We start from the raw sequence: 22,182 nt of genomic DNA, 5'->3' as shown, positions 1-22,182 counted from the left end.
AAAGAGTGGCTGCAGCCACTTTTTTGCGGTCTCAGGGCAACCGTTGCCGCCCTGTTCTTATTTTGTCATTTTTTTGTTGTTCTTTCCTGTCCGGTTTCCTGCTATACTATGGTCACCGACAAAAATCGACAGAAAGGAACATCCGATCATGCGCCGTTTTACCGCACTGCTGCTTGCCGCGCTGATGCTGCTCTCCCTGGCTGCCTGCGGGCAGGGAGCCTCCGCTGGCGGCTCCGCTCAAAATGCCGCCGGAGACCCGACTCCGGAAGAGGAGGCCCCGGAGTTGCCGGAGCCGGAACCCTATGAGATTTCAGACCCCACGGTCATGCCGGAGGGCGGCGTTCGGGACGGTGTCACCTACGCGGCCTATGACGGCATCGTGGAGCACCTGTTCTTCCATCCAGTGGTGGCCTATCCGGAGCTGGCCTTTGACGGAGACGCCCAGGCCAACGGCATTGACGATTACATGGTGACGGTGGATGAGTACAACAAAATCCTCCAGAGTGTCTATGACAAGGGCTACGTGCTGGTGGACATCGGCGATGTGTGGAGCGAGACCACCGGCGAGGACGGTCAGCCTAAGATGGTTCGGAACACCCTCTACCTGCCGGAGGGCAAAAAGCCCCTGATCCTCTCCTACGACGACACCAACTACTATGAATATATGCTTGCCAATGGCTTCACCTACAAGCTGGTGATCGGGGAGGATGGCAAGATCGCCTCCTGGGGCAAGGACCCCCAGGGCAATGAGGTGACCTCCCGGGACCTGGACGCCATCCCCATCCTGGACAAGTTTGTGGAAGAGCACCTGGACTTCTCCCCCTTCGGCGCCAAGGGCTGCCTGAGCCTGACGGGATATCAGGGCATCCTGGGCTACCGCACCCAGACGGATCAGGATGTGGAGTGGACCGCGGAGCGGGAGGCCAACCGCCAGAAGGAGATCGAGGCGGTGAAGCCTATTATCGCAGAGCTCAAGCGCACCGGCTGGACCTTCGGCAGTCACACCTGGGGGCACATCCGCCTGGGCACCAAGAGCCTGGAATCCATCCAGGCGGACACCCAGCGATGGTTTGACGAGGTGGGCAGCCTGGTGGGTCCCACTACCATCCTGTTTTACCCTCACGGGGAGCGGCCCGACGGCAACGACTGGCAGAACACCGGCCCGGTGTTCCAATACCTCCAGAGCCAGGGCTTCCGAGTCTTTGCCTCCGTGGGCATTGAGAGCTTCAGCTATATCAAGAAGGATCTCTGCGCCGTCATCTGCGACCGGCTCCACCCGGACGGCACCACCCTGCGCCATTCCAGAGACCGGTACTTGCAATTTTACGACGCAAAGGATATCATGGATGTAACGGTTCGTCCCCAGCGGGAGATCGACTGGGCGTAAGGGGGGAGAGCCACCGTGAAAAGGTGTGTCTATTTGTTTCTGCTGTCCATCCTTCTGGTGGCCGGGCTGACGGCCTGCGGCTCCGGGAAAGCAGAACAGGAGGTTCCCTCCCTGACTGAGATCGAGGGCATGACGAATGATGAAGCCGCTGAGGCCCTGTCCGGTTTTTGCCGCCAGGACATTCTGGACGCCTGGGGAAAGCCGGGCGGCGGCCTGTCCGGCCTGTTCGGGGACATTTATGATGCCCCCACCCTGGGCGGCTGGGTGATCGTCCAGTATGATATCCCGGCCACCACCAGCACGGACACCGACCTGAATGCTCTGCCGGTGAGCTGGGTGTCGCTTCCGGCCGTCAGTTGAGCGCATCTTGCAAAGGAGTGTATTTCCATGACCCGTGAAGAACTGAAGGCCGCGGCCGTCGCCATGCTGGACCGGGCCTACATCCCCTATTCCCACTTCCCCGTGGGCGCCGCCCTGGAGTGCAGCGACGGTACGGTGTTCACCGGCTGCAACATCGAGAACGCCTCCTTCGGTCCCACCATCTGCGCCGAGCGGACCGCGGTGGCCAAAGCCGTCAGCGAGGGGCACCGGGACTTTGTCCGCATCGTGATCGCCGGGCGGAGCCGTGAGCTCTGCGTCCCCTGCGGCGTGTGCCGCCAGGTGCTGCGGGAGTTTGCCCCCAACATCGAGATCATCTGTCTCAACGGCGCCGGAGAGGAGCGGACCTTCACCCTGGAAGAACTGCTGCCCCACAGCTTTGGCCCGGAGTACCTGCAGTGACGGCTCCCGCCGAAGGGGCGCTGCGCATCCTGAAACTGGAGCCGGTGGACTTTTGCTGCGGGGAGGTCCTGGCCGAGTCCCAGATATGGGTGCTGGCAGAGGACCGGACCGGAAAGCGCCTCTCCCGCCGGATCCCAGCCACCAAGGCCGCGGAGCTGGGCCTTCTCCCAGGCGGTTTCTGCCGCCGGTCGGATCTGCACATCTGAATCAAAACATGCCGCCGGTGCTGAGGCACCGGCGGCATGGGCTTTATACTAGCTTTTCAAAGTAGAAGAAGGTGTCGTCCTCCCCCTTCTTCCGCATACAGGCCGACAACATCTTGTAGGACGCCTGGTTCTCCTTGTAACACTTGGCCACCACCCGGCTCAGATGGATTTTGTACAGGCCCCACTCCGCCACAGCAGCGAAGGCCTCGGTGCCGTATCCGTTTCCGGCGTATGCCTTGTCAATCCGGCAGCCCAGCTCCGCGCCGCCCCGGCAGTCGAACCGGTACAGCACCGCCTCGCCGATGAGCTTCCCATCCAGCCGGACGGCAAAGTTCACCGCCTGCCGGTTTTCAAAATCCCGTTTCGCCACGTCGAAGAAGCTCCGCTCCTCCACCCGGCCGCCCAGGCCGCCCACATCGTCATAGCCCCACCAGCGGTTCCGGTCGGCGTCCAGCACCAGGGCGTTGTAGGCGGGGATATCCGCCTCTGTCAGGGCGGAGAGGGTCAGCCGCTCCGTCTTCAGCTCCGGAATGGCCTGCACGTGGTTCAGCAGCTCATTCTGGGGATCGAACCGGTACTTGGGCGCCAGCCTGGCCGGGCCGTACTGGAGCTTGGAAGTCCTGAGGCCCTTGTCCGCCGCGTCATCCTCCCGGTTGATCCACTGGCAGCCATCGCCAAAGGCGTCGGCGAATGCCTGGACCAGCGCAGGATATACACCGGTATAGGAGTAGAGGGCCTTTTCAATGTGGATGATCAGGGTGTCCCCACACTTTTCCGCCAGGGACAGGGCGATCAGCTTCTCCCCGTCAAACATGCCGCCGGTGAAAAAGTAGGGCTTGCCGGTCATCTTCAGCATCTTCTTGGCCAGCTCCAGCTCATTTTTGGCCTTGGCGTTGCTGTCCTTGGGGAACTCCGCCTCATAGTCCTGCCAGAACTGCTCGATCACCGGTGCGTCCGCCGCCGTCAGGGGGCGGAACTGCGCATCCGGCCACTTGGACCGGAACTTGTTGATGTGGTTCCGCTGGCCGGAGTACCGCCGCCCGGCGAAGAACTGCAAATCCTCCCGGTAATAGACGTAGTCCCGCCAGGTCCGCACATCGCTGACCCGCACATAGGGATACCGGCCCAGCAGCTTGGCGGCCCTGCACTCCGGCACCACAGAGATCACCGGGGGGATACCCCGCTCCAGACAGTCGTTCTCAATGGCCTCCAGGGCCGCATCCTCGTCCCCCTCCGGGCCGGGAACCGGGTAGTCGAAGACTACCTGGCCGTCGATCTCATTGCGGACCACCAGGCATCCGGCAATCTCCGCCCAGGCCGGGTGGAGCGCGGCCTTCCACATGAGCTTGGTGCCCACGGAATACTCACACAGGCCGAACTCACAGGTCTGGTAATACCGCCGGAGGCGGGGGGCCTCCTGCTTTGTCACTGGTTTGAACTCTAGCATACTTTCATTCCTTGTCCTTGATCGTAAAGCACGGGATATGCCTGTGCCGTTTCCTACTCTTCCCGCAAAGTATATGCCCCGCTCCGCAGGGGTGCAGTCGTTTTCGCAACAGCTCTCCGGGCTGTCAGCGGAGAAAACGGCCGCGGGTGCCAGCCCGCGGCCGCTGCGTCACACATCAGTTCATCTGCTTGCGGCGGCTGAGATTCATCGTGCCGTCCTGCATGGCGTTCAGGGAGTCCAGACTCTTGCCGGTGCCCAGCGCCACACAGCTGATAGCGTCGTCGGCAATCACTGTGTGGATGCCGGTCCGGGCCGTCACCAGCTTGTCAAAGCCGGAGACCAGGCTGCCGCCGCCCGTCATGACGATGCCGTTGGTGGAGATGTCCGCCACCAGCTCCGGCGGCGTCCGTTCCAGTACGGAGTGGATGGCCTCCATGATCCGCTCCACCGGCTCCTCAAAGGCATCCATCATCTCCGTGGAGCTGACGGTGACCACCTTGGGCAGGCCGGTCAGCAGGCAGCGGCCCTTCACGTCCATGGTCTCCTCCTCGTCCTTGGGGAAGACACAGCCGATCTGCTTCTTCATCTCCTCAGCGGTGCGCTCGCCCACCAGCAGGTTGTGCTTGCGGCGCATGTACTTGACCACGGCCTCGTTCAGCTGGTCGCCGGCGATCTTGATGGAGGCGCTCTCCACCACGCCGGACAGGGAGATGACAGCGATGTCCGCGGTGCCGCCGCCGATGTCCACCACCATGTGACCGTCGGGCTGGGTGATGTCGATGCCAGCGCCGATGGCTGCGGCCACCGGTTCTTCAATGAGGTAGACCTTCCGGGCGCCAGCTTGGATGCCCGCGTCGATGACGGCGCGCTCCTCGACCTCCGTAATGCCGGAGGGCACGCAGATGATGACCCGGGGCTTGAAGAAGGACACGCCCGCCACCTTGTGGATAAACTCCCGCAGCATCCGCTCCGTCATGTCGTAGTCGGAGATGACGCCCTCCCGCAGGGGGCGGATGGCGATGATGTTGCCGGGGGTCCGGCCCAGCATGGCCTGAGCCTCTGCGCCCACCTTCAGCAGCTTGCCGGTTGTCTTGTCCATGGCCACCACGGACGGCTCGTTCAGGACGATTCCCTTCCCCTTTACATATACCAAAACCGACGCGGTACCCAGATCGATACCGATATCCTTCGTCATGGACATACTGACTCCACCTCATTTGATCTTTCTGTCTTATAGTATAAGCGGTTTTCCCGCGAACAATCATACAGTCTTTATTATACTGGCAGTTTCCTGGGAATGCAACACTAATTTGTGAACAATTTCCACCGATTCAGGCCTTTTTCCCGCTGTCCCTCTCCAGCGGCGTCAAGGCCGCTGCGGCGCAGACCACGTCTGCCGCTCCGGCCTCCCGCAGCACCCGGGCGCACTCTGCCAAGGTGGCGCCGGTGGTGCAGATGTCGTCCACCAGCAGGATACGATGCCCCGAGATCCGCTCCGGGTCCACCGCCTCATAGACCCCCAGCACATTGGCCCGGCGGGCGGCAGCTTCCTTCAGTCCCGACTGGGCGGGGTTGTGGACGGTCTTGCGCAGCAGCGGCAGCGGCTTCGTCTCCCACAGGCGGCAGGCGCTCTCCGCCAGCAGGCGGGCCTGGTCATACCCCCGCTGACGCAGGCGCCTGGGGCTGACAGGTACCCAGGTCACCGTGTCGAACGCTCCGGAGAAGTGCTCCGCCGCGCACCCGGCGATCAGCTCTCCCAGGGGCGCCGCAGCAGAGGACATCCCCCGGAACTTGAAGCGGTGGAGCCCCTCTCGGGCCAGGCCCTGGTACCACAGAGGCGCCGCGCAGAGAAAGCCGCCGGGCCCCCGGCGCAGGGCGTCGGCTCCCTCCGTCCAGGGAAGCTCCCCGCGACAGGTGTCACAGATGCCCGGTCTGTCCAAAACACGGCCGCAGAAGGGGCACTTGGCTGGGAAGATGAGGTCCAGGAGGGCGGACAGCAGGCTCATCGTTTCTCTGCCTCCGCCAGCAGTTCGTCATACGTGGTATGCAAAGCGTCACGGATACCCCGGAGCTGGGAAGCCTTGATATGCTGAGCCCCTCGTTCAATCTTCACCAGCGATTCCCGGGTGATTTCCACGCCCTCCAGCTGGAGCAGGCGGACCAGTGCCATGGGCTTGATGCCTCGATTTTTTCGGATCCGCCGAATATTGGCTCCAATCCGGATGTCCTGCTTGATCTTCTGCTCCTCCATAGACGCCTCCGCAACAGGACCTGTTTCGGTCCGATTTTGCTTTATTCTATGGAGGAAAGGTAAAAAAATGGGACCCATATGGGTCCGTGTTGCACGCCTGTTCTATGAAACCGTTGGCGTCAGTTTCCATCTGCAAAACTCAGCCATGACGGCTGGGCGGATACGCAGGGGACGCCGGATGGCGGCCTCGGGGTGTCTGCTCCCGCAGGGGCTGGTCCAGCAGGGATACAGCCCCCGTTTCTCTTTTGTCTTTCCAAAAGGGAAACGGGGGTGTATCTGCCCAGCCAGCAGCATAACTGCCCGTCCCGCGTCCAATGGGACGCACCCCATCCTCCACCGGCAGCAAACCTGGCGGCCTTTATCTCTCCGCCGGATCCGCAAAATGTGCCAGCCTCCACCGGAGGCCGGAATACCGCCGCTGCTGACGGTCGTTGGCCGCCATGGCCCGGATGGCCGCGTCGTCCCCCACCACGATCAGAAGCTCTCTTGCACGGGTCAGGGCCGTGTACAGCACTCCCCGCACCATCAGGGACGGCGCTGCCGGCATGGCCGCCAGCACCACGCACTGGTACTCGCTGCCCTGGGCCTTGTGGACCGTCATGGCATAGGCCAGATCGATCTCATTGAGCATATCCAGCGTGTACGTGGCGATCCGGTCATCAAAGTTCACCACCAGCAGCTCTCCGGACGGGTCGATCTCCACGATCCTTCCCACGTCTCCGTTGAACATGCCGGTGCCCACGGTGCCGTCCGCCTTTTCCCATACCACGTTGTAGTTGTTTTTCGTCTGCATGATCCGGTCTCCGGTGCGGAACAGCCGCTCTCCCCACTGGATCTCCCGTTTGTCCGCCGCCGGCGGGTTCAGCGCCGCCTGAAGACAGCGGTTCAGATTCTCCGTGCCGCTGGGCCCCTTCCGGGTGGGCGTCAGCACCTGGATCTGGTCCGCCGGGATGCCCATGTGGTCCGGCAGCCGGGTTTTGCACAGCTCCACCACCGTGGAGAGGGTCCGCTCCCCATCCCGGCGGCAGAGGAAGAAGAAGTCTCCCTGGTTGTTGGCCAGCTGGGGCGGCTGGCCCAGGTTCACCGCGTGGGCGTTGCGGATGATGGCCGACTGCTCCGCCTGGCGGAACACCTCCCGGAGGAACACCGTCTCCACCCTGCCGCTGCGGATCAGGTCGGAGAACACGTTTCCCGCCCCCACGGAGGGCAGCTGGTCCGCATCCCCCACCAGCACCAGCCGGGTGCCGGGCCGCAGGGCCCGCAGCAGAGCGGAAAACAGCGCCAGGTCCACCATGGACATCTCATCCACGATCACCGCGTCCGCCTCCAGCGGCTCCTTTTCCGTCTTTTGGAACGTCACCTGATGGGTGACGTCGTTCCAGCTCATCCCCAGCATCCGGTGGACCGTCTGGGCCTCCATGCCGGTCAGCTCGCTCATGCGCTTGGCCGCCCGCCCGGTGGGGGCCGCCAGGACGATCTCCAGGCCCATCCGCCGGAACAGGGCCACGATGCCCCGGACTGTGGTGGTCTTGCCGGTGCCGGGGCCTCCCGTGAGGACCAGCACCCCCGTCCGGGCGGCCAGCTCCACCGCCTGCCGCTGCAGGGGCGCATAGGTGATGCCCTGCTGGGCCTCCAGCTCGTCCACCGCCCGGCCCGCCTGGGCACTGCGGTCTGTATCCGCAGCCAGCAGCCCCGCCAGGCGGATGCAGGCGGAACACTCCGCCTCCCACAGCCGCCGGAGGTAGCAGGCCTCCACATGGGCCACCTGTTCCTGGACCACCGCGCCCCGTTCAATGAGGCTGTCCAGAGCCTGCTCCACCAGCTCCGCCCCGCTGTCCAGCAGCTGGGTCGTGGCGGAGATCAGCTTGTTCCGGGGCAGGAACACGTGGCCGTTGTTTTCATTGTGGCTCAGCTCAAAGGTCACCGCCGCCTGGAGCCGCTGGTCGCTGTCCGCAGCCAGCCCCATGCCCATGGCGATCCCGTCGGTGACGGAGAACTCCACCCCGCACGCCTCGCCGGAGAGGAGGTAGGGATTCTCCCGCACCTTCTCCAGCGCCGCGTCGCCGTACTGCCGCCGCAGCTCCATAGCCAGGACAGGAGGCAGCTGGTACTGGGCCAGAAAGGCCATCAGCCGCCGCAGGCCCATGTGCTGGCGGAAGCTCTCCGCGATCTCCTGGGCCTTGCGGGCGGTGACGCCTTTGAGCGTGGTCAGGCGCTCCGGCTCCCGCTCCAGAACGTCCAGGGTCTCCGCCCCGAACCGCTCCACAATCCGCCGCGCGGTGGCGGGGCCCACCCCCTTGCAGATGCCTGAGGAGAGATAGCTGAAGATCTCCTCCTCGTCCTCCGGCAGGCTCCGCTCCAGCTCCACCGCCCGGAGCTGTTCCCCGTGCTGGGGGTGGGTCTCCGGCACGCCGGAGACCGCCAGGTGCTCTCCCGGCGCCACGCAGGGGATACAGCCCACCACCGTAATCACCTCACCCTCCTCCGTCAGGAGGCGCAGGACCGTATAGCCGTTCTCGGCATTTTGAAAAATGATGCTATGTACCGTTCCCTCACAGGTGACCAGCTCTTCCATGCTCTTCCTCTTTCGTATGCTCGTTTTCGTCCAGACGGATCACAGCGCCGTCCGTCAGCGCCACCCCCGGATCCCGGTCCGCCAGATAGGCCGCCAGCGCCCGGGCGTCCCGGGTTAGCCCACAGTCCGCCAGCACGATTCTGGCCCCGGGCAGGCGCCCCCGCAGGCGCCGCAGCTCCCGCACGTCCGCCTCCATGGCCAGGGCCTCTCCCCGCAGGGGCAGCACCAGCAGCAGCCCCGGCACCGCCGGCCGCCCCGCCCGGAAAAAGGCCCCTGCCACGATCCACACCAGGGTGGTCACGCCCACCGCGGAGAAGAACGCGATCAAACCGTCTTGCAGCAATGTCATCCCAAATCACCTCGGGATAGTGTATGCAACGGGGCAGATTCGGTGTTCCGGGGCGGGAGTGTTTGGGGTGCGTCCCATTGGACGCGGAATGGCAGCTATGATGATAGCTGGGCAATGCACCCCCCATTTTCTTTTCGGTCTTGCCGAAAAGAAAACGGGCCGTGCACGGTCCAAAAGAAAAGGCCGCTTGGACGCGCTCCGGTGCAGTGGCCCTCCGCGCTGACGGGGGTCGGCGTACCGGTGCCTGCTCCGATTTTGCCTAGCCTTCGGGCACGCTTAGGTCTTCTGCGGTTCCCCCAACTGCCGACCCGTGGCGGATGGTGCGGAGGTCGTCGGGGTGCAAGATCGCATTTGACCAGCTTCTCTTTTCGCGCGTTCCGCGTCGCTACGCGCTGGCTGGTTCTCCGCGGAAGCGTGAGCGGCAGCGGAAAGCGAAGCAGGGGTATCCCTGAACCTCCCCGGGCCTAAGGATTCCCCAAGGGCGGCGCGTTTCCGTCCCTGACTTCTGCAAGGGAGTGCCAACCATCCCCCGCCGGCGGCAGGAGGTCTGCGCTGGCGCAGACCGCCCCGCCGAAGCGCTTTTTCTCTTCCACCGGGCGCGGCGCATTCTCTTTTTGGCGCAACCAAAAAGAGAATGGGGGGCGCATCCCGCCGGACAAGCCCCCTGCGGGAGCAGAGATCCCCGAGGCCGCCGCGACGGCGGCCCATCTCATGTTACCCCCGCTTGTCGCTTCGCCCCACCAGATAGTCGATGGTGACGCCGAAGTGGTCCGCCAGCTTCCAGGCGTTTTCCAGGTTGGGGAGGTTAACACCACCCTCAAATTTCTGGTAGTGCTGCTCAACAATCCCAATCGCCTCAGCTACCTGAACCTGTGTCTCTTTTTTCTCCTTGCGCAATTCTCGCAGTCTTTCTTTCAAAAGCATTTTGTTCCTCTTGACACCGCGAATTAACTGTGTTATCTTTTCATCATAGCACAGTGAAAATGGTGTTTTTTGAAAGGTGGTTTCTATGTCAGACTTTATGATATGGCTTTATCTCCACTACATCAAGCCCTACCTGGACACTGTCCCAGCGGACGACTATAACTTCCACATGGATATGATTCATAACGAGTTGGGTTATCACGCCTTGGAAAGCTATGAAAAAAACCTGGAGTTCACCGCCATCCACGCTTTCCTGCTGGGCCTGCGCACCGGCCGGGGCCTGCCCCGGGAGTGATTCACCGCCCGATGCCCAGCTCCCCCAGGATGGCTTCCTCTCTCGCCCGCATCCGGGCCTTCTGGGGCCCCTCGTCCAGATGGTCGTACCCCAGCAGGTGCAGAACAGAGTGCACCACCAGATAGCTCAGCTCCCGCCGTTTGGCGTGGCCGTACTCCCTGGCCTGGGCCGCCACATGCTCCATGGAGATCACCATGTCCCCCAGGGGCACCAGGCCGGTGCCCGGGTCCGCGTCCTCCGGTGCGGGCAGCTCCCCGGGCCGAAGGTCGAACTCCGGAAAGCTCAGCACGTCCGTAGAGGCGTCCACCTGCCGCATCTCCCGGTTGATTTCGTGAATGCCGCTGTCGTTCGTCAGCAGCACGTCCACCTCACAGGGAACGTCCACCCCCTCCGCCGCCAGGGCGGTGCGGATCACCTTGCGGATCAGGGCGCAGTTGCCCTCACTGGCGGCGCCGGGCACGTCGGCGGTGACGGGGATATAATGCCGCTTCGCCATCACTTCCGCCCCTTTCCGCCGTTTTTCGCGGTCTCGTACCGCTCATAGGCCTCCACAATCCGCTGAACCATCACATGGCGGACCACGTCGGCGTTGGTCAGCTCGCAGATGCCGATGCCCTCCACGTCCCGCAGGACCCGCATGGCCTCCTTCAAACCGGACGCCTTGCCGTCCGGCAGGTCGATCTGGGTCACGTCGCCGGTGATGACGATCTTGGACCCGAAGCCCAGCCGGGTCAGGAACATCTTCATCTGCTCCCGGGAGGTGTTCTGTGCCTCGTCCAGGATGATGAAGCTGTCGTCCAGCGTCCGGCCCCGCATATAGGCCAGAGGGGCCACCTCAATGTTGCCCCGCTCCAAATACTTCTGATAGGTCTCCGCCCCCAGCATGTCGAAGAGGGCGTCGTACAGCGGCCGCAGGTAGGGATCCACCTTTGATTGCAGGTCCCCGGGCAGGAAGCCCAGCCGCTCGCCGGCCTCCACCGCCGGACGGGTCAGGATGATGCGGTTCACCTGCTTGTCCCGAAACGCCTGCACGGCGGCGGCCACGGCCAGATACGTCTTGCCGGTGCCCGCCGGGCCCACGCCGATGGTGACGGTGTTCTTCAGGACGGACTTGATATACTCCTTCTGACCGATGGTCTTGGGCTTGATGGGCCGGCCCTTGGCGCTGATGCACAGTACGTCGCCGGTGAGCTCGGTGATCTGGGACTCCTTGCCGCTGCGCACCAGGCCGATGACGTAGCGGACGTTCTGCTCCCCGATGGCCTCCCCCCGCGAAGAGAGGGTCAGCAGGGCCTGGATGGCCTTGCAGGCCAGCATGGTGTCCTCCGGCTCGCCCTCCACCCGGAGCTCCCCGTCCCGGTTCACCACCGTGACGGAGAACTCCTGCTCCAGCAGGCGGATGTTCTCGTCAAAGGAGCCAAAAATATTCACGGCCTGCTCCAGCCGCTCAATGCTGATTCGCTGTTCCAAGGTATCACTCCTGTATCTCCCGGGCATCAGCCGCCCGATTCTTCTGTGGGGTCTGTGTAGATGGGCACGGCCCGGCCGATCTCCTCCACACACTCCGCCGTCAGTGTCACCAGCAGTCCGTCCCCCTCCCGGCGAGAAGTGCACAGGGTAGAGCTGACGGTGCCGTAGGGGTCCACCAGAGTGTGGAGGTAGTCCGTGAGGATCGCCTCACCCCGGCTCTCCGCCTGGGCGGCGGAGACCTCGGCGGGGACCGTCTCGTAAAAACGAAAGGTCTCCTTCACAAAGGTGACCGGCAGCGGCAGCCCGAACAGGGACCACTGGGTCCTTTCGGTTATTTTATCATAGTTTCCCGTCCCGATGCTACTGTTTAAAAAGAATTTTACCCGATTTGTCCCAAAGACCAGGGAGTAGCCCTGTTTCTCCTCTCCGGTGTACTGCTTTTCCGCCACCGTCAGAGGCATTACTGTGGAGAGGGTGTACCAGGTCCGGGCCTCCACTTTCCCCATGCCGGTCAGGACCCGGGCGCCCACGGTCTCCGTGTCCTCCACGCCGGAGATCAGCAGCTCGCCCGCCTCCACCGACGTCCCGGGCAGCACGCACCGGACCCCATCCATCGCCTGGATGTCCAGGATCAGCCCGTCCCGGCGGGCCACCACGTTGGTGGGCTCCCGCTCGTCCACCGGCTCCGGCGCCTCCACCCGCTCCCGCACCTCTACATAGGCCCGGCAGCCGGAGACGTTCACTGTGATCCACAGCAGCTCCGGAATCTCCAGCAGCACATGGTTGCGGATGTCCTCCGTGTCCAGGGAGATGCCGAAGGTCCCGATCCCCACCCCCTGCCGCTGCAGCGCCCGCAGGATCTCCTCGTCTGTGACCCGCTGGTTCCCCTCCACCGTGAAGTCCCAGATGAAGAAGGAGCCGAAGAACAGCAGTGCGCTGCACAGGGTCAGTCCCGCCAACAGCGCGTGCCGCCGCCGGAACCGGCCCAGGAAGAAGGGTACCCCCTCCTTCCGCACCACGGTCAGCCGGCAGTCCAGCTGTTTCACCGCCCGGCGCAGGGCGTAGTAATCCCGCCGGTTCAGCCGGCAGGTGAAGGCAGTCTCGGACTCCCACTCCATATCCCAGAAGGCCAGGTTCCGGGCGCCGCACAGATTCAGCACCCGCTCCGGAAAGGGGGTCTCCACCCGGATCCGGACCTGGCCCTGGAGCCGGTTGACGATCTGATTCAGCATGGTGTCACCTCACCCACTCCACGGCGGCAATGTCCCCGCCGATCCGCAGCTCCTCCGCCGTCATGGCCATCAGGGCCAGGCGGGCGCCCCGGACCCGCAGCACGCCGCCGGTGGTGTTTACGTCGATCTGCTCGTCGCTGTACGCCAGGATGCCTGTGTGGTGCTCCAGATACAGCTGGCGGCTGCCCATCATCTCCAGGTGGGGCAGGCCCGCCACCAGATCTGCCGGCAGGTCGAACAGCTCCGCCACCGTGTCCAGCACGCCGCCGTTTCGGTCCTTTCGATTCCGCTCCATACGTTCACCTCTTCCCGACTGTATGCACAAACGTCCCGCAACATGCCGGGGGCATAGTGTCCCCCGCTCCGGCATAGGGTGTGGAGAGGTGATGCGGGATGCGGATTCGATGGCGGATACTGGCCTGCCTGTGCCTCGGCGGCCTGCTGGTGTGGTTTCTGGCGGACGCCGGGGCCGTGCGGGACAGTGTGGCGGAAGCTTTGGCCCTCTGTGCCCGTTCCGTGGTCCCCTCCCTGTTCCCCTTCCTGGTGGCCTCCTCAGCGCTGCTGGCTCTGGGGTTCGGGGAGCTGGCCGCCCCCTGGCTGGCGGGGCTGATGGAGCCGCTGTTCCGGGTCCCCGGTGCTGGCAGTGCTGCGCTGGTGCTGGGGTTGGTGGGGGGCTACCCCATCGGCGCCAAGACGGCAGCAGACCTCTACCGGGAAAATCTGGTCTCCCGGGAGGAGGCGGAGCGGCTGCTGGCCTTCTGCAACAACTCCAATCCGGTGTTCCTCATCAGTGTGCTGGGCGTGGGGGTGTTCGGCAGTGTGCGGGCCGGGGTGTGGCTGTGGCTGATCCATGTGCTCTCCGCCCTTCTGACGGGACTGGTGTTTCGGGGCAGCGGAAAATCCGCTTCCCGGCAGGAACTGACAAGGCATCCTCCTTTCCAGGCTGTCAGCTTTGCGGAGGCCTTCACCGGGGCTGTCCGGTCCTCGCTTGCCGGGATTCTGTCTGTGTGCGCCTTCGTGGTGTTCTTCTATGTGCTGGCGCAGCCTCTCACCGCCATGGGCGGCCGCCTGGGGGCGGTCCTGGTGGCGGCGCTGGAGCTCTTCTCCCTGACGCCCCTGCTGACAGCTGATGCCTTCGGCTTTCTTCTGGCGGCGGCAGCAGCGGGCTGGGGCGGCCTCTCGGTCCTGTGTCAGACGCTGGCGGTGCTGGAGGGCAGCGGCCTGCGGCTGCGGAACTGCTTCCTGGGCAAGGTGGTGCAGAGTGCCTTCTCCCTGCTGCTGGCCGCTTTGCTGGTGGGCTACGTGCTGGGATAAAAACAGCCTCCCTGTTGTCGAAGCCGATAACAGGGAGGCATATTTTGTCGTGAAATTCCGTTTTGTGATGGAATTACCGCTGGCCCTTGTCGTAGGGAATGCCCTCCGCCTTGGGGGCACGGGACTTCTGAGATGTGAAGGCCAGCACCACCAGAGAGATGACATAGGGCAGCATGTTATACACGGAGCTGGGCAGGTTCAGATTGCTCAGCAGGTCGAAGCCGCTGTACACATTGCCCAGGGCCCGGAAGAAGCCGAACAGCAGCGCCGCCAGGGCGATGCGGGTGGGCTTCCACTGGCCGAAGATCATCACCGCCAGGGCCAGGAAGCCGAAACCGGCCACGCCGTTTTCAAACTTCCACTCGCTGACGCCCGCGATGATATACACAATGCCGCCCAGGCCGCCCAGCACGCCGGAGATCAGTACGCCGGCGTAGCGCATCCGGTAGACGTTGATGCCCACGGAATCCGCTGCCTGGGGATGCTCGCCGCAGGCGCACAGCCGCAGGCCGAAGCGGGTCTTGTACAGCACCACATAGGCGATTACCAGGGCGATCACCGCCAGCAGCATGCACCAGTTGAACTCAAAGCCGCCGATGTTCACCAGGAATGCCTTGCGGCCGTCCAGGTACTGGATGGTGGAGGACACGTTGTCCGGATCGGCGGCGGTGTTCATGGCCTTCACGAACACGGTGGCCGCGGCGGTGCCCAGCAGGTTCATGGCCGTGCCCACCAGTGTCTGGTCCGCCTTGAAGTTCACGGCCGCCACCGCCAGCAGCAGGGAGTAGATCATGCCCAGCAGGATACTGGCCAGCACCGTCAACAGCACCACCACAAAGGCGGAGGTGCCTGCAGGCAGGAACTTCATCATCAGCGCACCGCCCAGGGCGCCCATGACCATGATGCCCTCCAGGCCGATGTTGATGACGCCGGAGTGTTCAGAGAAGCAGCCGCCCAGCGCCACCAGCAGCAGGACGGAGGCGAAAATCAGCGTGTATTGCAGCAGCAGTAACATTACGCCTTCCCTCCTTCCTCAGAGCCGGGCCGGTCTTCCTTTGCCCGCCGCTTTTCATCCCGCCGGTCCAGCCGGCTGTTCATAAAGACCTTGAAGAACAGTACGAAGCCGCACAGGTAGATAATCAGGGCGGAGATCAGATCAGAGATCTGGGCGGAGTACATGGTCTTGTCCACATACGCGCCGCCGTTGGTGATGTGCTGAATGAAATACGAGGAGAAGATAGCGCCGATGGGATTCAGTCCGCCCAGGAAGGCGGCGGCGATGCCGTTGAAGCCCATGGCCGGCACTGCGGACTGTGTGACCTGCCACTGCTCGAATCCGGTGAGGAACAGCGTGGCCGCGCCCATGCCGGCAAGGCCGCCGGCGATGGCCATGGTGAGGATGATGTTTCGCTTCTCCTTCATGCCGCAGTACTTGGCCGCAAACTTGTTGCAGCCGGTGGCCCGCAGCTCATAGCCCAGCTTGGTCTTCTCCAGCAGGACCCAGATGCCCACGGCCACGATCACCGTCAGGGGGATGGCGATGGTCACATACTGGTTGTCGGAGAACAGGGCGCCCAGGCCCAGAGAGGGCAGGATGGCGTCGGGGTTCGTGCTGCTCAGGGTGAAGGTGTAGGGACTGGCTGTCTCCTTCACCTGGGACAGCAGGGCGTTCACCAGATACAGGCTGATCCAGTTGAGCATGATGCAGGAGATGACCTCATTCACATTGCGGTACGCCTTCAGGAGCCCGGAGATGGCGCCCAGCACCGCACCGGCAGCAATAGCCGCCAACAGGCACACGTACCAGGGCAGCCCGAAGCCCAGGGCGCAGTACAGGCTGGCGCCGGCGCCGATGACGTACTGGCCGGCGGCGCCGATGTTGAACAGGCCCACCTTATAGGCGAACAGCACCGACAGGCTGCACATCAGCAGCGGCGCGGTCTTCACCAGCGTGTTGCCCAGATACCGCAGCCGGGCCGCGGCGCTGGGATAGTACAGGAAGTTCTCCACAATGGTGCGGATGGCCTCTCCCGCGCCGGCGGGGTTGATAATCAGCAGCACGATGTAGCCGATCAGCAGGCCCAGCACGATGCACAGCAGGGATGCCAGCAGGGACTGGAATCCCTTGTTCCGCAGGAGGGATGATTTTTCTTGTCTCATGGTTTCTCAAGCCCCCTTCCGCTTGGCGCCGGCCATGTACAGGCCCATCTCTTCCGCCGTGGTGGTCTTGGGGTCCAGCTCGCCCACGATCTCGCCCTCATAGATCACCAGGATACGGTCGGACAGGGACATGACCTCGTCCAGCTCCAAGCTCACCAGCAGCACCGCCTTGCCGGCGTCCCGCTGGGCCACGATCTGCTTGTGGATATACTCGATGGCGCCCACGTCCAGGCCGCGGGTGGGCTGCACGGCGATCAGCAGCTCCGGGTCCTTGTCGATCTCCCGGGCGATGATGGCCTTCTGCTGGTTGCCGCCGGACATGCTGCGGGCCACTGTGACAGGCCCCTGGCCGGAGCGGACGTCGTACTGCTCGATCAGGCGGTTGGCGTACTCGCGGATGGCCTTGCGCTTCAGGAAGCCCGCCTTGCTGACGAACTGAGGCTCAAAGTACCGCTGGAGCACCATGTTGTCCTCCAGGGTGTAGTCCAGCACCAGGCCGTGCTTGTGGCGGTCCTCCGGAATGTGGCTCATGCCCAGCAGAGACCGCTGCCGGATGGGGGCGCGGGTGATGTCCTGGCCGCAGAGCGTGATCTTGCCGGACTCCAGGGGCTCCAGGCCCGTCAGGCCGTAGATCAGCTCCGTCTGGCCGTTGCCGTCAATACCGGCAATGCAGACAATCTCTCCCGCCCGGACCGTAAAGGAGATATTCTTCACAGCATTGTTGTTATGGAGCTTGGAGGCCACGGTCATACCCTCCACCACCAGGATGGGATCCTTGGGCTTGGAGGGCTCCTTGTGGACTGCGAACTCCACGTCCCGGCCCACCATCATGCGGGACAGCTCTTCACGGCTGGTCTCGGCGATGTTCACCGTGCCGATGTATTTGCCCTTCCGCAGGACCGTGCAGCGGTCCGCCACGGACATGATCTCATTCAGCTTGTGGGAGATGAACAGGATGGATTTGCCCTCTGCCGCCAGGTTCTTCATGATCTGCATCAGCTCGTCGATCTCCTGCGGCGTCAGCACAGCGGTGGGCTCGTCGAAGATCAGGATCTCATTGTCCCGGTAGAGCATCTTCAGGATCTCCGTGCGCTGCTGCATGCCCACGGTGACATCCTCCACCAGTGCGTCCGGGTCCACCTGCAGGCCGTACTTCTCCGACAGGGCCAGGACCTTCTCCCGGGCCTCCTGCTTCTGCAGGAAGCCGTTCTTGCAGGGTTCCACGCCCAGGATGATGTTGTCTAAAATGGAAAAGCATTCCACCAGCTTGAAGTGCTGGTGGACCATGCCGATCCCCAGTGCGTTTGCATCGTTCGGGTCCTTGATCTGCACCACCTGGCCGTCTTTTTTGATGACGCCCTCCTCCGGCTGGTACAGGCCGAACAGCACGCTCATCAGCGTGGACTTTCCGGCGCCGTTTTCTCCCAACAGCGCGTGGATCTCGCCCCGCTTCAGTTGGAGCGTGATGTTGTCGTTTGCGACAATTCCCGGAAAGCGCTTGGTGATATTCAGCATTTCAATGGCATATGGCTGTTCCAAGCTTACCGCCCTCCTCCTCTTGTATAGTGTATTTATTGTACTATATCTTCCGGAATATTTCAAAGAAAAAATGCAGGAATATCAGGTTTGTTTTGTAAAATTTGTCCAGAGGCAAAAAAAGAGGACGGGATTGCTCCCGTCCTCTTCCTGCAAAGACTCTGATCCTTACTTGATGTTGCCGGCAAAGTTCACCGTGATGGTGGTTGCGGGCATGGCGGAGATGTCGTTGGAAACGGTGACATCGCCGTCGTACATGGCCTTCACCAGGGCCTTATAGTCGTCCTGGGTGAAGCCGTCGCCCCACTGGGTGGTCTCCATGGGCAGCTGGACATAGTTGGCGGTGGGATCATCGCCGTTCACCAGGCCCAGGGTCTCCACCTGGCCGCCGTAGTTGGCAAAGTTGCCTGCCACGACCTCGCCCAGCATGTGCTTGACGGTCTCGGCCAGACCCTTCATGGCGGAGGTCACGCACATGCCCTCGCCATAGGTGTCGATGTTGGCGGACTGGTCCACGTCCACGCCGATCAGCTTGCCGCCGACCTTGGCAGCAGCCTCAGCCGCGGAGGTGTAGATGCCGCCGCCGCTGGCGAAGACGACCTCCACGCCCAGGGTCTGATACCAGTTGTCCATGTAGGCGGTGATATCGCTGTCGCCATAGAACTGGTTGCCATAGGCATACTCCATCACGACCTGGTCGGCGATGCCCATCTCCACGGCAGCGGCGTCAGCGCCCTGCACGAAGCCATAGCCGAACCGCTGCACGGCGGGAACGGCCATGCCGCCCAGCACGCCCAGGTGGGTGTAGCCCAGCTTCACGGCGGCGTAGCCGGCCATGTAGCCGCACAGCTCTTCCTGATACACAGCGCAGTACACGTTGGAGGGCACGGTGTAGTCCTCGCCCAGATCGCCCTGTGCCACGTCCAGCGCGATGAAGGTCACGTCGGGATACAGCTCCGCGGTCTCCTTGATGGTCTCGGCAAAGGCGTAGCCGGGCATCACGATGACGTTGTAGCCGTCAGCCACAGCGGCGTCCACCATGGCCACACGCTCGGCGGTGGAGTCACCGGCGGGCTTGTAGTACTCGAACTGCAGGCCCTCGGCGTCACAGAACTCCTGGCAGGCCTCATAGGTGGTCTGGTTGAAGGACTGGTCGGTGATATCGCCGTAGTCAGTAATCATAGCCACCTGATAAGCGGCGGTCTCGGCGTTGCCGCCATCCTCCGCATCGGCGCCCCCGTCAGCGGCGGTGTCGTCCCCGCCGCCGCAGGCGACCAGGGACAGGGACATCACCAATGCCAGGAGCAATGCAAGAAACTTCTTCATTGGAATCTACCTTCCTTCGTTTTGTTATCCGCGCGAAAATCTCTCCGCGCAGGATGACCTCAACGGGTCAGGCCCATTATAACAACTCTTCCTGAGGATTGCAACCGCATTTCCAAATTGTTTTCTTTTTCGCCACATTTTGTTGAAATTTTTATGAATTTCGGATATCTTTTTTACGGTTTTGTAAAAAGCAGAACCAATTCTGCAAAATTTTTGCTGTGGTTTGTCACAGCTCTGTTTCCATTGTCACCGGTCATTTCCCGGAGAGGTTCGGCCTGTGCCGGACCGGGAAAATATGGAAAAGATGCTCCGCGTCCCGGCCCGGCGGCTTTGCCGGCGGGCCTCCCGCTTTCACCTTTGCCGAAAGTCGCCGCTGCGGCGGGCCGATTAACTATGAAGGGGGACTCAACGTCCCCCTTCATGCTTCCCCTGCGTGGCCGCGGGGTCTGATTCTTCTTTTTTGAACTCGCCTTACTTCTTCTCCATCTCCACAGCAACGCCCAGGGCGATCTCCATCATCTGGGTGAAGGTGGTCTGGCGGTCGGCGGCAGGCAGCTCCTCGCCGGTAATCAAGCTGTCGGAGATGGTACAGATGGCCAGGGCCCGCTTGCCCGCCTCGGCGGCGTTGCAGTACAGGGCCGCGCTCTCCATCTCTACGGCCAGCACGCCCATCTTGCCCCAGTCCAGAGTGTTGCCCGCCTTGTTGTAGAACACGTCGGAGCTGAGCAGGCTGCCCACATGGGGCTCGATGCCGAGCTTCCGGGCTACCGTCACGGCGGTCTCCAGCAGGGTGAAGTCCGCGATGGGGGCGAAGGTGCCGCCCAGGCCGAACTGGTGGGCGTAGTTGGAGTCCGTGCAGGAGCCCTGGCCGAACACCACGTCCCGCACCTTCAGCTGGGGGGAGATGGCACCGGCGCTGCCCACCCGGATGATGTTGTCCACATCATAGAAGTGGAACAGCTCATGGGAGTAAATGCCGATGGAGGGCATCCCCATGCCGGAGGCCATGACGGACACAGGCGTGCCCTGATAGGTGCCGGTGTAGCCCTGGACGCCCCGGACGTTGTTCACCAGCTTCGCGTCCTGCAGAAAGGTCTCCGCGATGAATTTGGCCCGCAGCGGATCGCCGGGCATCAGAACGGTCTTGGCAAAGGCCCCCTGGGCCGCCTCGTTATGGGGAGTTCCCATGCTTTCATTTCCTCCTTATTTCTCTTCCATGGCCTTCACGGCCTTGACGATGCGGCTGGTGCCCAGGCGGGAGGCACCCAGGTTGATGAAGTCCTCCGCGTCCTTCAGGTCGGCGATGCCGCCGGCGGCCTTGATCTTCACATCGGGACCCACGTGCTTTGCAAAGAGGGCCACGTCCTCCCGGGTGGCGCCGCCGGTGCCGAAGCCTGTGGAGGTCTTGATATACTCCGCGCCGGAGGCGGTGACGATCTCGCACATCTTGATCTTCTCCTCGTCTGTGAGGAAGCAGCACTCGATGATGACCTTCAGCAGCCTGCCCTTGCAGGCGGCCTTCACGGCCTTGATCTCGGCGAGCAGGTCATCCCACTTCTGATCCTTCACCCAGCCCAGGTTGATGACCATGTCCACCTCCTCGGCGCCGTTCTCCACGGCGTCCGTGGCCATGAAGCACTTGGCGGCGGTGGTGTCATACCCGTTGGGGAAGCCGATCACCGTGCAGATGGGCAGCTTTCCCGCCACATACTCCGCCGCCTGCTTGACATAGCTGGCAGGGATGCAGACGCTGGCGCAGCCGTACTTCATACCATCGTCGCAGATGGCCCGGATCTCCTTCCAGGTGGCCGTTTGGGCCAGCAGAGTGTGGTCGCACTTGCTCAGAATCTCTTTCACTTCCATTTGAAGCATCTCCTTTATCATTCATATTTTGTCGCCCACGCCGGCGAAATATACCCGTTTTCCATGTATCTCCTGGCGGAAGACCCGCCCTTGGGCCTCCAGATGGTCCAGATGGGCCAGGGCCTCTCCCACGGCAAAGAACTTCTGCGCCAGGGGAAAATCCGCCCAGTTCCGGCAGCGGATGCTCCAACGCATCCGGCCTGCGATCTGATAGGCGGTGAGGCCCGGCGCCTTCTCCACGGTCCGCAGGGTGTCCTCCAGCCGGCGGGCGTGGTGGGCCTTCAGCTCCGCCGTCCGCTGCCGCAGGTCCCCGGTCTCCGCCCGGTGGGCGGGATACAGCTCCGCTGTGTCCAGAGCGGCCGTCCTGTCCAGACTGCTGAGATAGTCCCCCAAAGAGTCCTCCACTCCCTGCCAGCGGCAGATGTTGGGCGTGATGTGAAACAGCACATGGTCGCCGCAGAACAGCCGCCGGCGGGCCGGGTCATACAGGCACAGGTGCCCCGGCGTGTGGCCCGGCGTCAGCACGCACCGCAGCATACGGCCGCCGTAATGGAGCGCCGCGCCGTCCTGCAGCTCCGTATAGAGCCCTTCCCGCCAGGGCGGGGCCGCCGTCTGGGCCGGATTGTCTCCCCACAGGGCCTCCATCTCCGCCTGGGTGAAGCCGTCCCGCGCATATTCTCCGTAAAGCCGCTTCCAACAGGACGGATCCGAGGCGTTTTTCACGCCGGGGCTGTCGATCTCCCCGATATAGATCCGGCAGCCGGGGCGGATCAGCTCCGGCGCCAGCCCTGTGTGGTCGCTGTGGAGGTGGGTGCAGAAAATGTCCAGCCGGTCCCGGTCCACGTGCGTCTCCGCCAGCTGGCGCTCCATGGCCTCGCGGCAGGACTGCTGGCGGAAGCCCGTGTCGATCAGCAGGCTCCGCTCTCCGGTCAGCAAATAGCTGTTCAAGTTTTTCAGCGGGTTCCCCACCAAGGGGATGTCCAGCCGCCAGAGGTCCTCCGCCAATCGCTCCGCCATGGGCCGCTTCCTTTCCAAAAGGTAGATTCAGTATAGCAGACTTTGGCCCG

The 22,182-nt window shown here is 63.1% G+C and carries 24 protein-coding genes; 6 read left to right on the top strand and 18 right to left on the bottom strand.

Going from position 1 to position 22,182, the window contains the following annotated elements; genetic code table 11:
- Positions 1-148: 148 nt before the first annotated feature.
- The 4 genes from DN611_RS01865 to DN611_RS01850 are packed head-to-tail and all read left to right on the top strand — an operon-like array spanning position 149 to position 2,373.
- Complete coding sequence (locus DN611_RS01865; protein ID WP_119310505.1) at positions 149-1,387, top strand: polysaccharide deacetylase family protein; 1,239 nt, start codon at positions 149-151, stop codon at positions 1,385-1,387.
- Between the two features lie 15 nt (positions 1,388-1,402).
- The gene (locus DN611_RS01860) at positions 1,403-1,747 is read left to right on the top strand and encodes a hypothetical protein (RefSeq protein ID WP_025545243.1); all 345 of its coding nucleotides are present in this window, start codon (positions 1,403-1,405) and stop codon (positions 1,745-1,747) included.
- A 27-nt stretch (positions 1,748-1,774) separates the two neighbouring features.
- Positions 1,775-2,167, top strand: a complete 393-nt coding sequence (gene cdd / locus DN611_RS01855; protein ID WP_021748486.1) for a cytidine deaminase — start codon at positions 1,775-1,777, stop codon at positions 2,165-2,167.
- Positions 2,164-2,373, top strand: coding sequence for a hypothetical protein (locus DN611_RS01850; RefSeq protein ID WP_119310503.1), 210 nt, complete (start codon positions 2,164-2,166; stop codon positions 2,371-2,373). The genes cdd and DN611_RS01850 overlap by 4 nt, the downstream gene beginning before the upstream one ends.
- A 43-nt stretch (positions 2,374-2,416) precedes the next feature.
- On the opposite strand, the gene DN611_RS01845 is transcribed toward DN611_RS01850, so the two are convergent.
- From DN611_RS01845 to DN611_RS01810, 7 genes are all read right to left on the bottom strand, one after another.
- On the bottom strand, positions 2,417-3,820 hold the full coding sequence (locus DN611_RS01845; protein WP_021748488.1) for a GNAT family N-acetyltransferase: 1,404 nt from the start codon (positions 3,818-3,820) through the stop codon (positions 2,417-2,419).
- Between the two features lie 175 nt (positions 3,821-3,995).
- Entirely contained in the window at positions 3,996-5,021 is a 1,026-nt protein-coding gene (locus tag DN611_RS01840; RefSeq protein ID WP_021748489.1) for a rod shape-determining protein, read from the bottom strand.
- A gap of 130 nt (positions 5,022-5,151) precedes the next feature.
- A complete protein-coding gene (locus DN611_RS01835; protein ID WP_119310502.1) occupies positions 5,152-5,826 on the bottom strand; it encodes a ComF family protein in 675 nt (224 codons plus the stop codon).
- Complete coding sequence (locus tag DN611_RS01830) at positions 5,823-6,071, bottom strand: helix-turn-helix domain-containing protein (protein ID WP_025545758.1); 249 nt, start codon at positions 6,069-6,071, stop codon at positions 5,823-5,825. The genes DN611_RS01835 and DN611_RS01830 overlap by 4 nt, the downstream gene beginning before the upstream one ends.
- A gap of 358 nt (positions 6,072-6,429) precedes the next feature.
- Entirely contained in the window at positions 6,430-8,646 is a 2,217-nt protein-coding gene (gene recD2, locus DN611_RS01825; RefSeq protein ID WP_119310501.1) for an SF1B family DNA helicase RecD2, read from the bottom strand.
- A complete protein-coding gene (locus DN611_RS01820; RefSeq protein ID WP_119310500.1) occupies positions 8,624-8,995 on the bottom strand; it encodes a hypothetical protein in 372 nt (123 codons plus the stop codon). The genes recD2 and DN611_RS01820 overlap by 23 nt, the downstream gene beginning before the upstream one ends.
- A gap of 714 nt (positions 8,996-9,709) precedes the next feature.
- The gene (locus DN611_RS01810) at positions 9,710-9,919 is read right to left on the bottom strand and encodes a helix-turn-helix domain-containing protein (RefSeq protein ID WP_025544688.1); all 210 of its coding nucleotides are present in this window, start codon (positions 9,917-9,919) and stop codon (positions 9,710-9,712) included.
- 85 nt (positions 9,920-10,004) lie between these two features.
- Between DN611_RS01810 and DN611_RS01805 the strand changes: the two genes are divergently transcribed.
- Entirely contained in the window at positions 10,005-10,214 is a 210-nt protein-coding gene (locus DN611_RS01805; RefSeq protein ID WP_021751371.1) for a hypothetical protein, read from the top strand.
- 1 nt (position 10,215) lies between these two features.
- Here the strand turns inward: DN611_RS01805 and ybeY are convergent, their stop codons facing one another.
- From ybeY to DN611_RS01785, 4 genes are read right to left on the bottom strand one after another with little or no spacing between them, the layout of a single operon-like run.
- On the bottom strand, positions 10,216-10,710 hold the full coding sequence (gene ybeY / locus DN611_RS01800) for an rRNA maturation RNase YbeY (protein ID WP_021751372.1): 495 nt from the start codon (positions 10,708-10,710) through the stop codon (positions 10,216-10,218).
- Entirely contained in the window at positions 10,710-11,711 is a 1,002-nt protein-coding gene (locus tag DN611_RS01795; protein ID WP_021751373.1) for a PhoH family protein, read from the bottom strand. Before DN611_RS01795 ends, ybeY begins: the two co-directional genes overlap by 1 nt.
- Positions 11,711-12,916 carry a sporulation protein YqfD gene (locus DN611_RS01790; protein WP_021751374.1) on the bottom strand — a complete coding sequence of 402 codons (1,206 nt, stop codon included), beginning with the start codon at positions 12,914-12,916 and terminating at the stop codon, positions 11,711-11,713. Before DN611_RS01790 ends, DN611_RS01795 begins: the two co-directional genes overlap by 1 nt.
- 4 nt (positions 12,917-12,920) lie before the next feature.
- Entirely contained in the window at positions 12,921-13,211 is a 291-nt protein-coding gene (locus DN611_RS01785; RefSeq protein ID WP_021751375.1) for a YabP/YqfC family sporulation protein, read from the bottom strand.
- Between the two features lie 98 nt (positions 13,212-13,309).
- Here DN611_RS01785 and DN611_RS01780 point away from each other — a divergent pair, with 98 nt between their 5' ends.
- Positions 13,310-14,230: a nucleoside recognition domain-containing protein gene (locus DN611_RS01780; protein ID WP_119310499.1), complete on the top strand. Its 921-nt coding sequence runs from the start codon at positions 13,310-13,312 to the stop codon at positions 14,228-14,230.
- A gap of 73 nt (positions 14,231-14,303) precedes the next feature.
- On the opposite strand, the gene DN611_RS01775 is transcribed toward DN611_RS01780, so the two are convergent.
- The 7 genes from DN611_RS01775 to DN611_RS01745 all read right to left on the bottom strand — a co-directional run bounded on the left by DN611_RS01775 (position 14,304) and on the right by DN611_RS01745 (position 22,132).
- Positions 14,304-15,245: an ABC transporter permease gene (locus DN611_RS01775; protein ID WP_021751377.1), complete on the bottom strand. Its 942-nt coding sequence runs from the start codon at positions 15,243-15,245 to the stop codon at positions 14,304-14,306.
- Positions 15,245-16,390, bottom strand: coding sequence for an ABC transporter permease (locus DN611_RS01770; RefSeq protein WP_021751378.1), 1,146 nt, complete (start codon positions 16,388-16,390; stop codon positions 15,245-15,247). Before DN611_RS01770 ends, DN611_RS01775 begins: the two co-directional genes overlap by 1 nt.
- A 6-nt stretch (positions 16,391-16,396) precedes the next feature.
- Positions 16,397-17,905 carry an ABC transporter ATP-binding protein gene (locus DN611_RS01765; RefSeq protein WP_021751379.1) on the bottom strand — a complete coding sequence of 503 codons (1,509 nt, stop codon included), beginning with the start codon at positions 17,903-17,905 and terminating at the stop codon, positions 16,397-16,399.
- 189 nt (positions 17,906-18,094) lie between these two features.
- Positions 18,095-19,252, bottom strand: coding sequence for a BMP family lipoprotein (locus DN611_RS01760; RefSeq protein ID WP_021751380.1), 1,158 nt, complete (start codon positions 19,250-19,252; stop codon positions 18,095-18,097).
- 471 nt (positions 19,253-19,723) lie between these two features.
- Entirely contained in the window at positions 19,724-20,440 is a 717-nt protein-coding gene (deoD, locus tag DN611_RS01755) for a purine-nucleoside phosphorylase (protein WP_021751382.1), read from the bottom strand.
- A gap of 15 nt (positions 20,441-20,455) precedes the next feature.
- Positions 20,456-21,115: a deoxyribose-phosphate aldolase gene (deoC, locus tag DN611_RS01750; protein ID WP_119310498.1), complete on the bottom strand. Its 660-nt coding sequence runs from the start codon at positions 21,113-21,115 to the stop codon at positions 20,456-20,458.
- A gap of 21 nt (positions 21,116-21,136) precedes the next feature.
- Positions 21,137-22,132, bottom strand: coding sequence for an MBL fold metallo-hydrolase (locus DN611_RS01745; RefSeq protein ID WP_119310497.1), 996 nt, complete (start codon positions 22,130-22,132; stop codon positions 21,137-21,139).
- Between the last annotated feature and the right edge of the window lie 50 nt (positions 22,133-22,182).

Source organism: Oscillibacter sp. PEA192, from assembly GCF_003574015.1.
GTDB lineage: Bacteria > Bacillota > Clostridia > Oscillospirales > Oscillospiraceae > Oscillibacter > Oscillibacter welbionis.
The sequence above is the reverse complement of the archived record's forward strand: the minus strand, read 5'-3'. Positions and strand labels throughout refer to the sequence as shown.

Coding starts and splice junctions, on each gene's coding strand:
- DN611_RS01840 (WP_021748489.1), bottom strand. CDS start 5,021: ATGTCCATGACGAAGGATATCGGTATCGATCTGGGTACCGCGTCGGTT.
- DN611_RS01775 (WP_021751377.1), bottom strand. CDS start 15,245: ATGTTACTGCTGCTGCAATACACGCTGATTTTCGCCTCCGTCCTGCTG.
- ybeY (WP_021751372.1), bottom strand. CDS start 10,710: ATGGCGAAGCGGCATTATATCCCCGTCACCGCCGACGTGCCCGGCGCC.
- DN611_RS01745 (WP_119310497.1), bottom strand. CDS start 22,132: ATGGCGGAGCGATTGGCGGAGGACCTCTGGCGGCTGGACATCCCCTTG.
- DN611_RS01785 (WP_021751375.1), bottom strand. CDS start 13,211: ATGGAGCGGAATCGAAAGGACCGAAACGGCGGCGTGCTGGACACGGTG.
- deoC (WP_119310498.1), bottom strand. CDS start 21,115: ATGGAAGTGAAAGAGATTCTGAGCAAGTGCGACCACACTCTGCTGGCC.
- DN611_RS01835 (WP_119310502.1), bottom strand. CDS start 5,826: ATGAGCCTGCTGTCCGCCCTCCTGGACCTCATCTTCCCAGCCAAGTGC.
- DN611_RS01795 (WP_021751373.1), bottom strand. CDS start 11,711: ATGCCCGGGAGATACAGGAGTGATACCTTGGAACAGCGAATCAGCATT.
- DN611_RS01810 (WP_025544688.1), bottom strand. CDS start 9,919: ATGCTTTTGAAAGAAAGACTGCGAGAATTGCGCAAGGAGAAAAAAGAG.
- DN611_RS01790 (WP_021751374.1), bottom strand. CDS start 12,916: ATGCTGAATCAGATCGTCAACCGGCTCCAGGGCCAGGTCCGGATCCGG.
- DN611_RS01780 (WP_119310499.1), top strand. CDS start 13,310: ATGCGGATTCGATGGCGGATACTGGCCTGCCTGTGCCTCGGCGGCCTG.
- DN611_RS01760 (WP_021751380.1), bottom strand. CDS start 19,252: ATGAAGAAGTTTCTTGCATTGCTCCTGGCATTGGTGATGTCCCTGTCC.
- DN611_RS01865 (WP_119310505.1), top strand. CDS start 149: ATGCGCCGTTTTACCGCACTGCTGCTTGCCGCGCTGATGCTGCTCTCC.
- DN611_RS01765 (WP_021751379.1), bottom strand. CDS start 17,905: ATGCTGAATATCACCAAGCGCTTTCCGGGAATTGTCGCAAACGACAAC.
- DN611_RS01820 (WP_119310500.1), bottom strand. CDS start 8,995: ATGACATTGCTGCAAGACGGTTTGATCGCGTTCTTCTCCGCGGTGGGC.
- DN611_RS01845 (WP_021748488.1), bottom strand. CDS start 3,820: ATGCTAGAGTTCAAACCAGTGACAAAGCAGGAGGCCCCCCGCCTCCGG.
- deoD (WP_021751382.1), bottom strand. CDS start 20,440: ATGGGAACTCCCCATAACGAGGCGGCCCAGGGGGCCTTTGCCAAGACC.
- DN611_RS01770 (WP_021751378.1), bottom strand. CDS start 16,390: ATGAGACAAGAAAAATCATCCCTCCTGCGGAACAAGGGATTCCAGTCC.
- DN611_RS01805 (WP_021751371.1), top strand. CDS start 10,005: ATGTCAGACTTTATGATATGGCTTTATCTCCACTACATCAAGCCCTAC.
- cdd (WP_021748486.1), top strand. CDS start 1,775: ATGACCCGTGAAGAACTGAAGGCCGCGGCCGTCGCCATGCTGGACCGG.
- DN611_RS01830 (WP_025545758.1), bottom strand. CDS start 6,071: ATGGAGGAGCAGAAGATCAAGCAGGACATCCGGATTGGAGCCAATATT.
- recD2 (WP_119310501.1), bottom strand. CDS start 8,646: ATGGAAGAGCTGGTCACCTGTGAGGGAACGGTACATAGCATCATTTTT.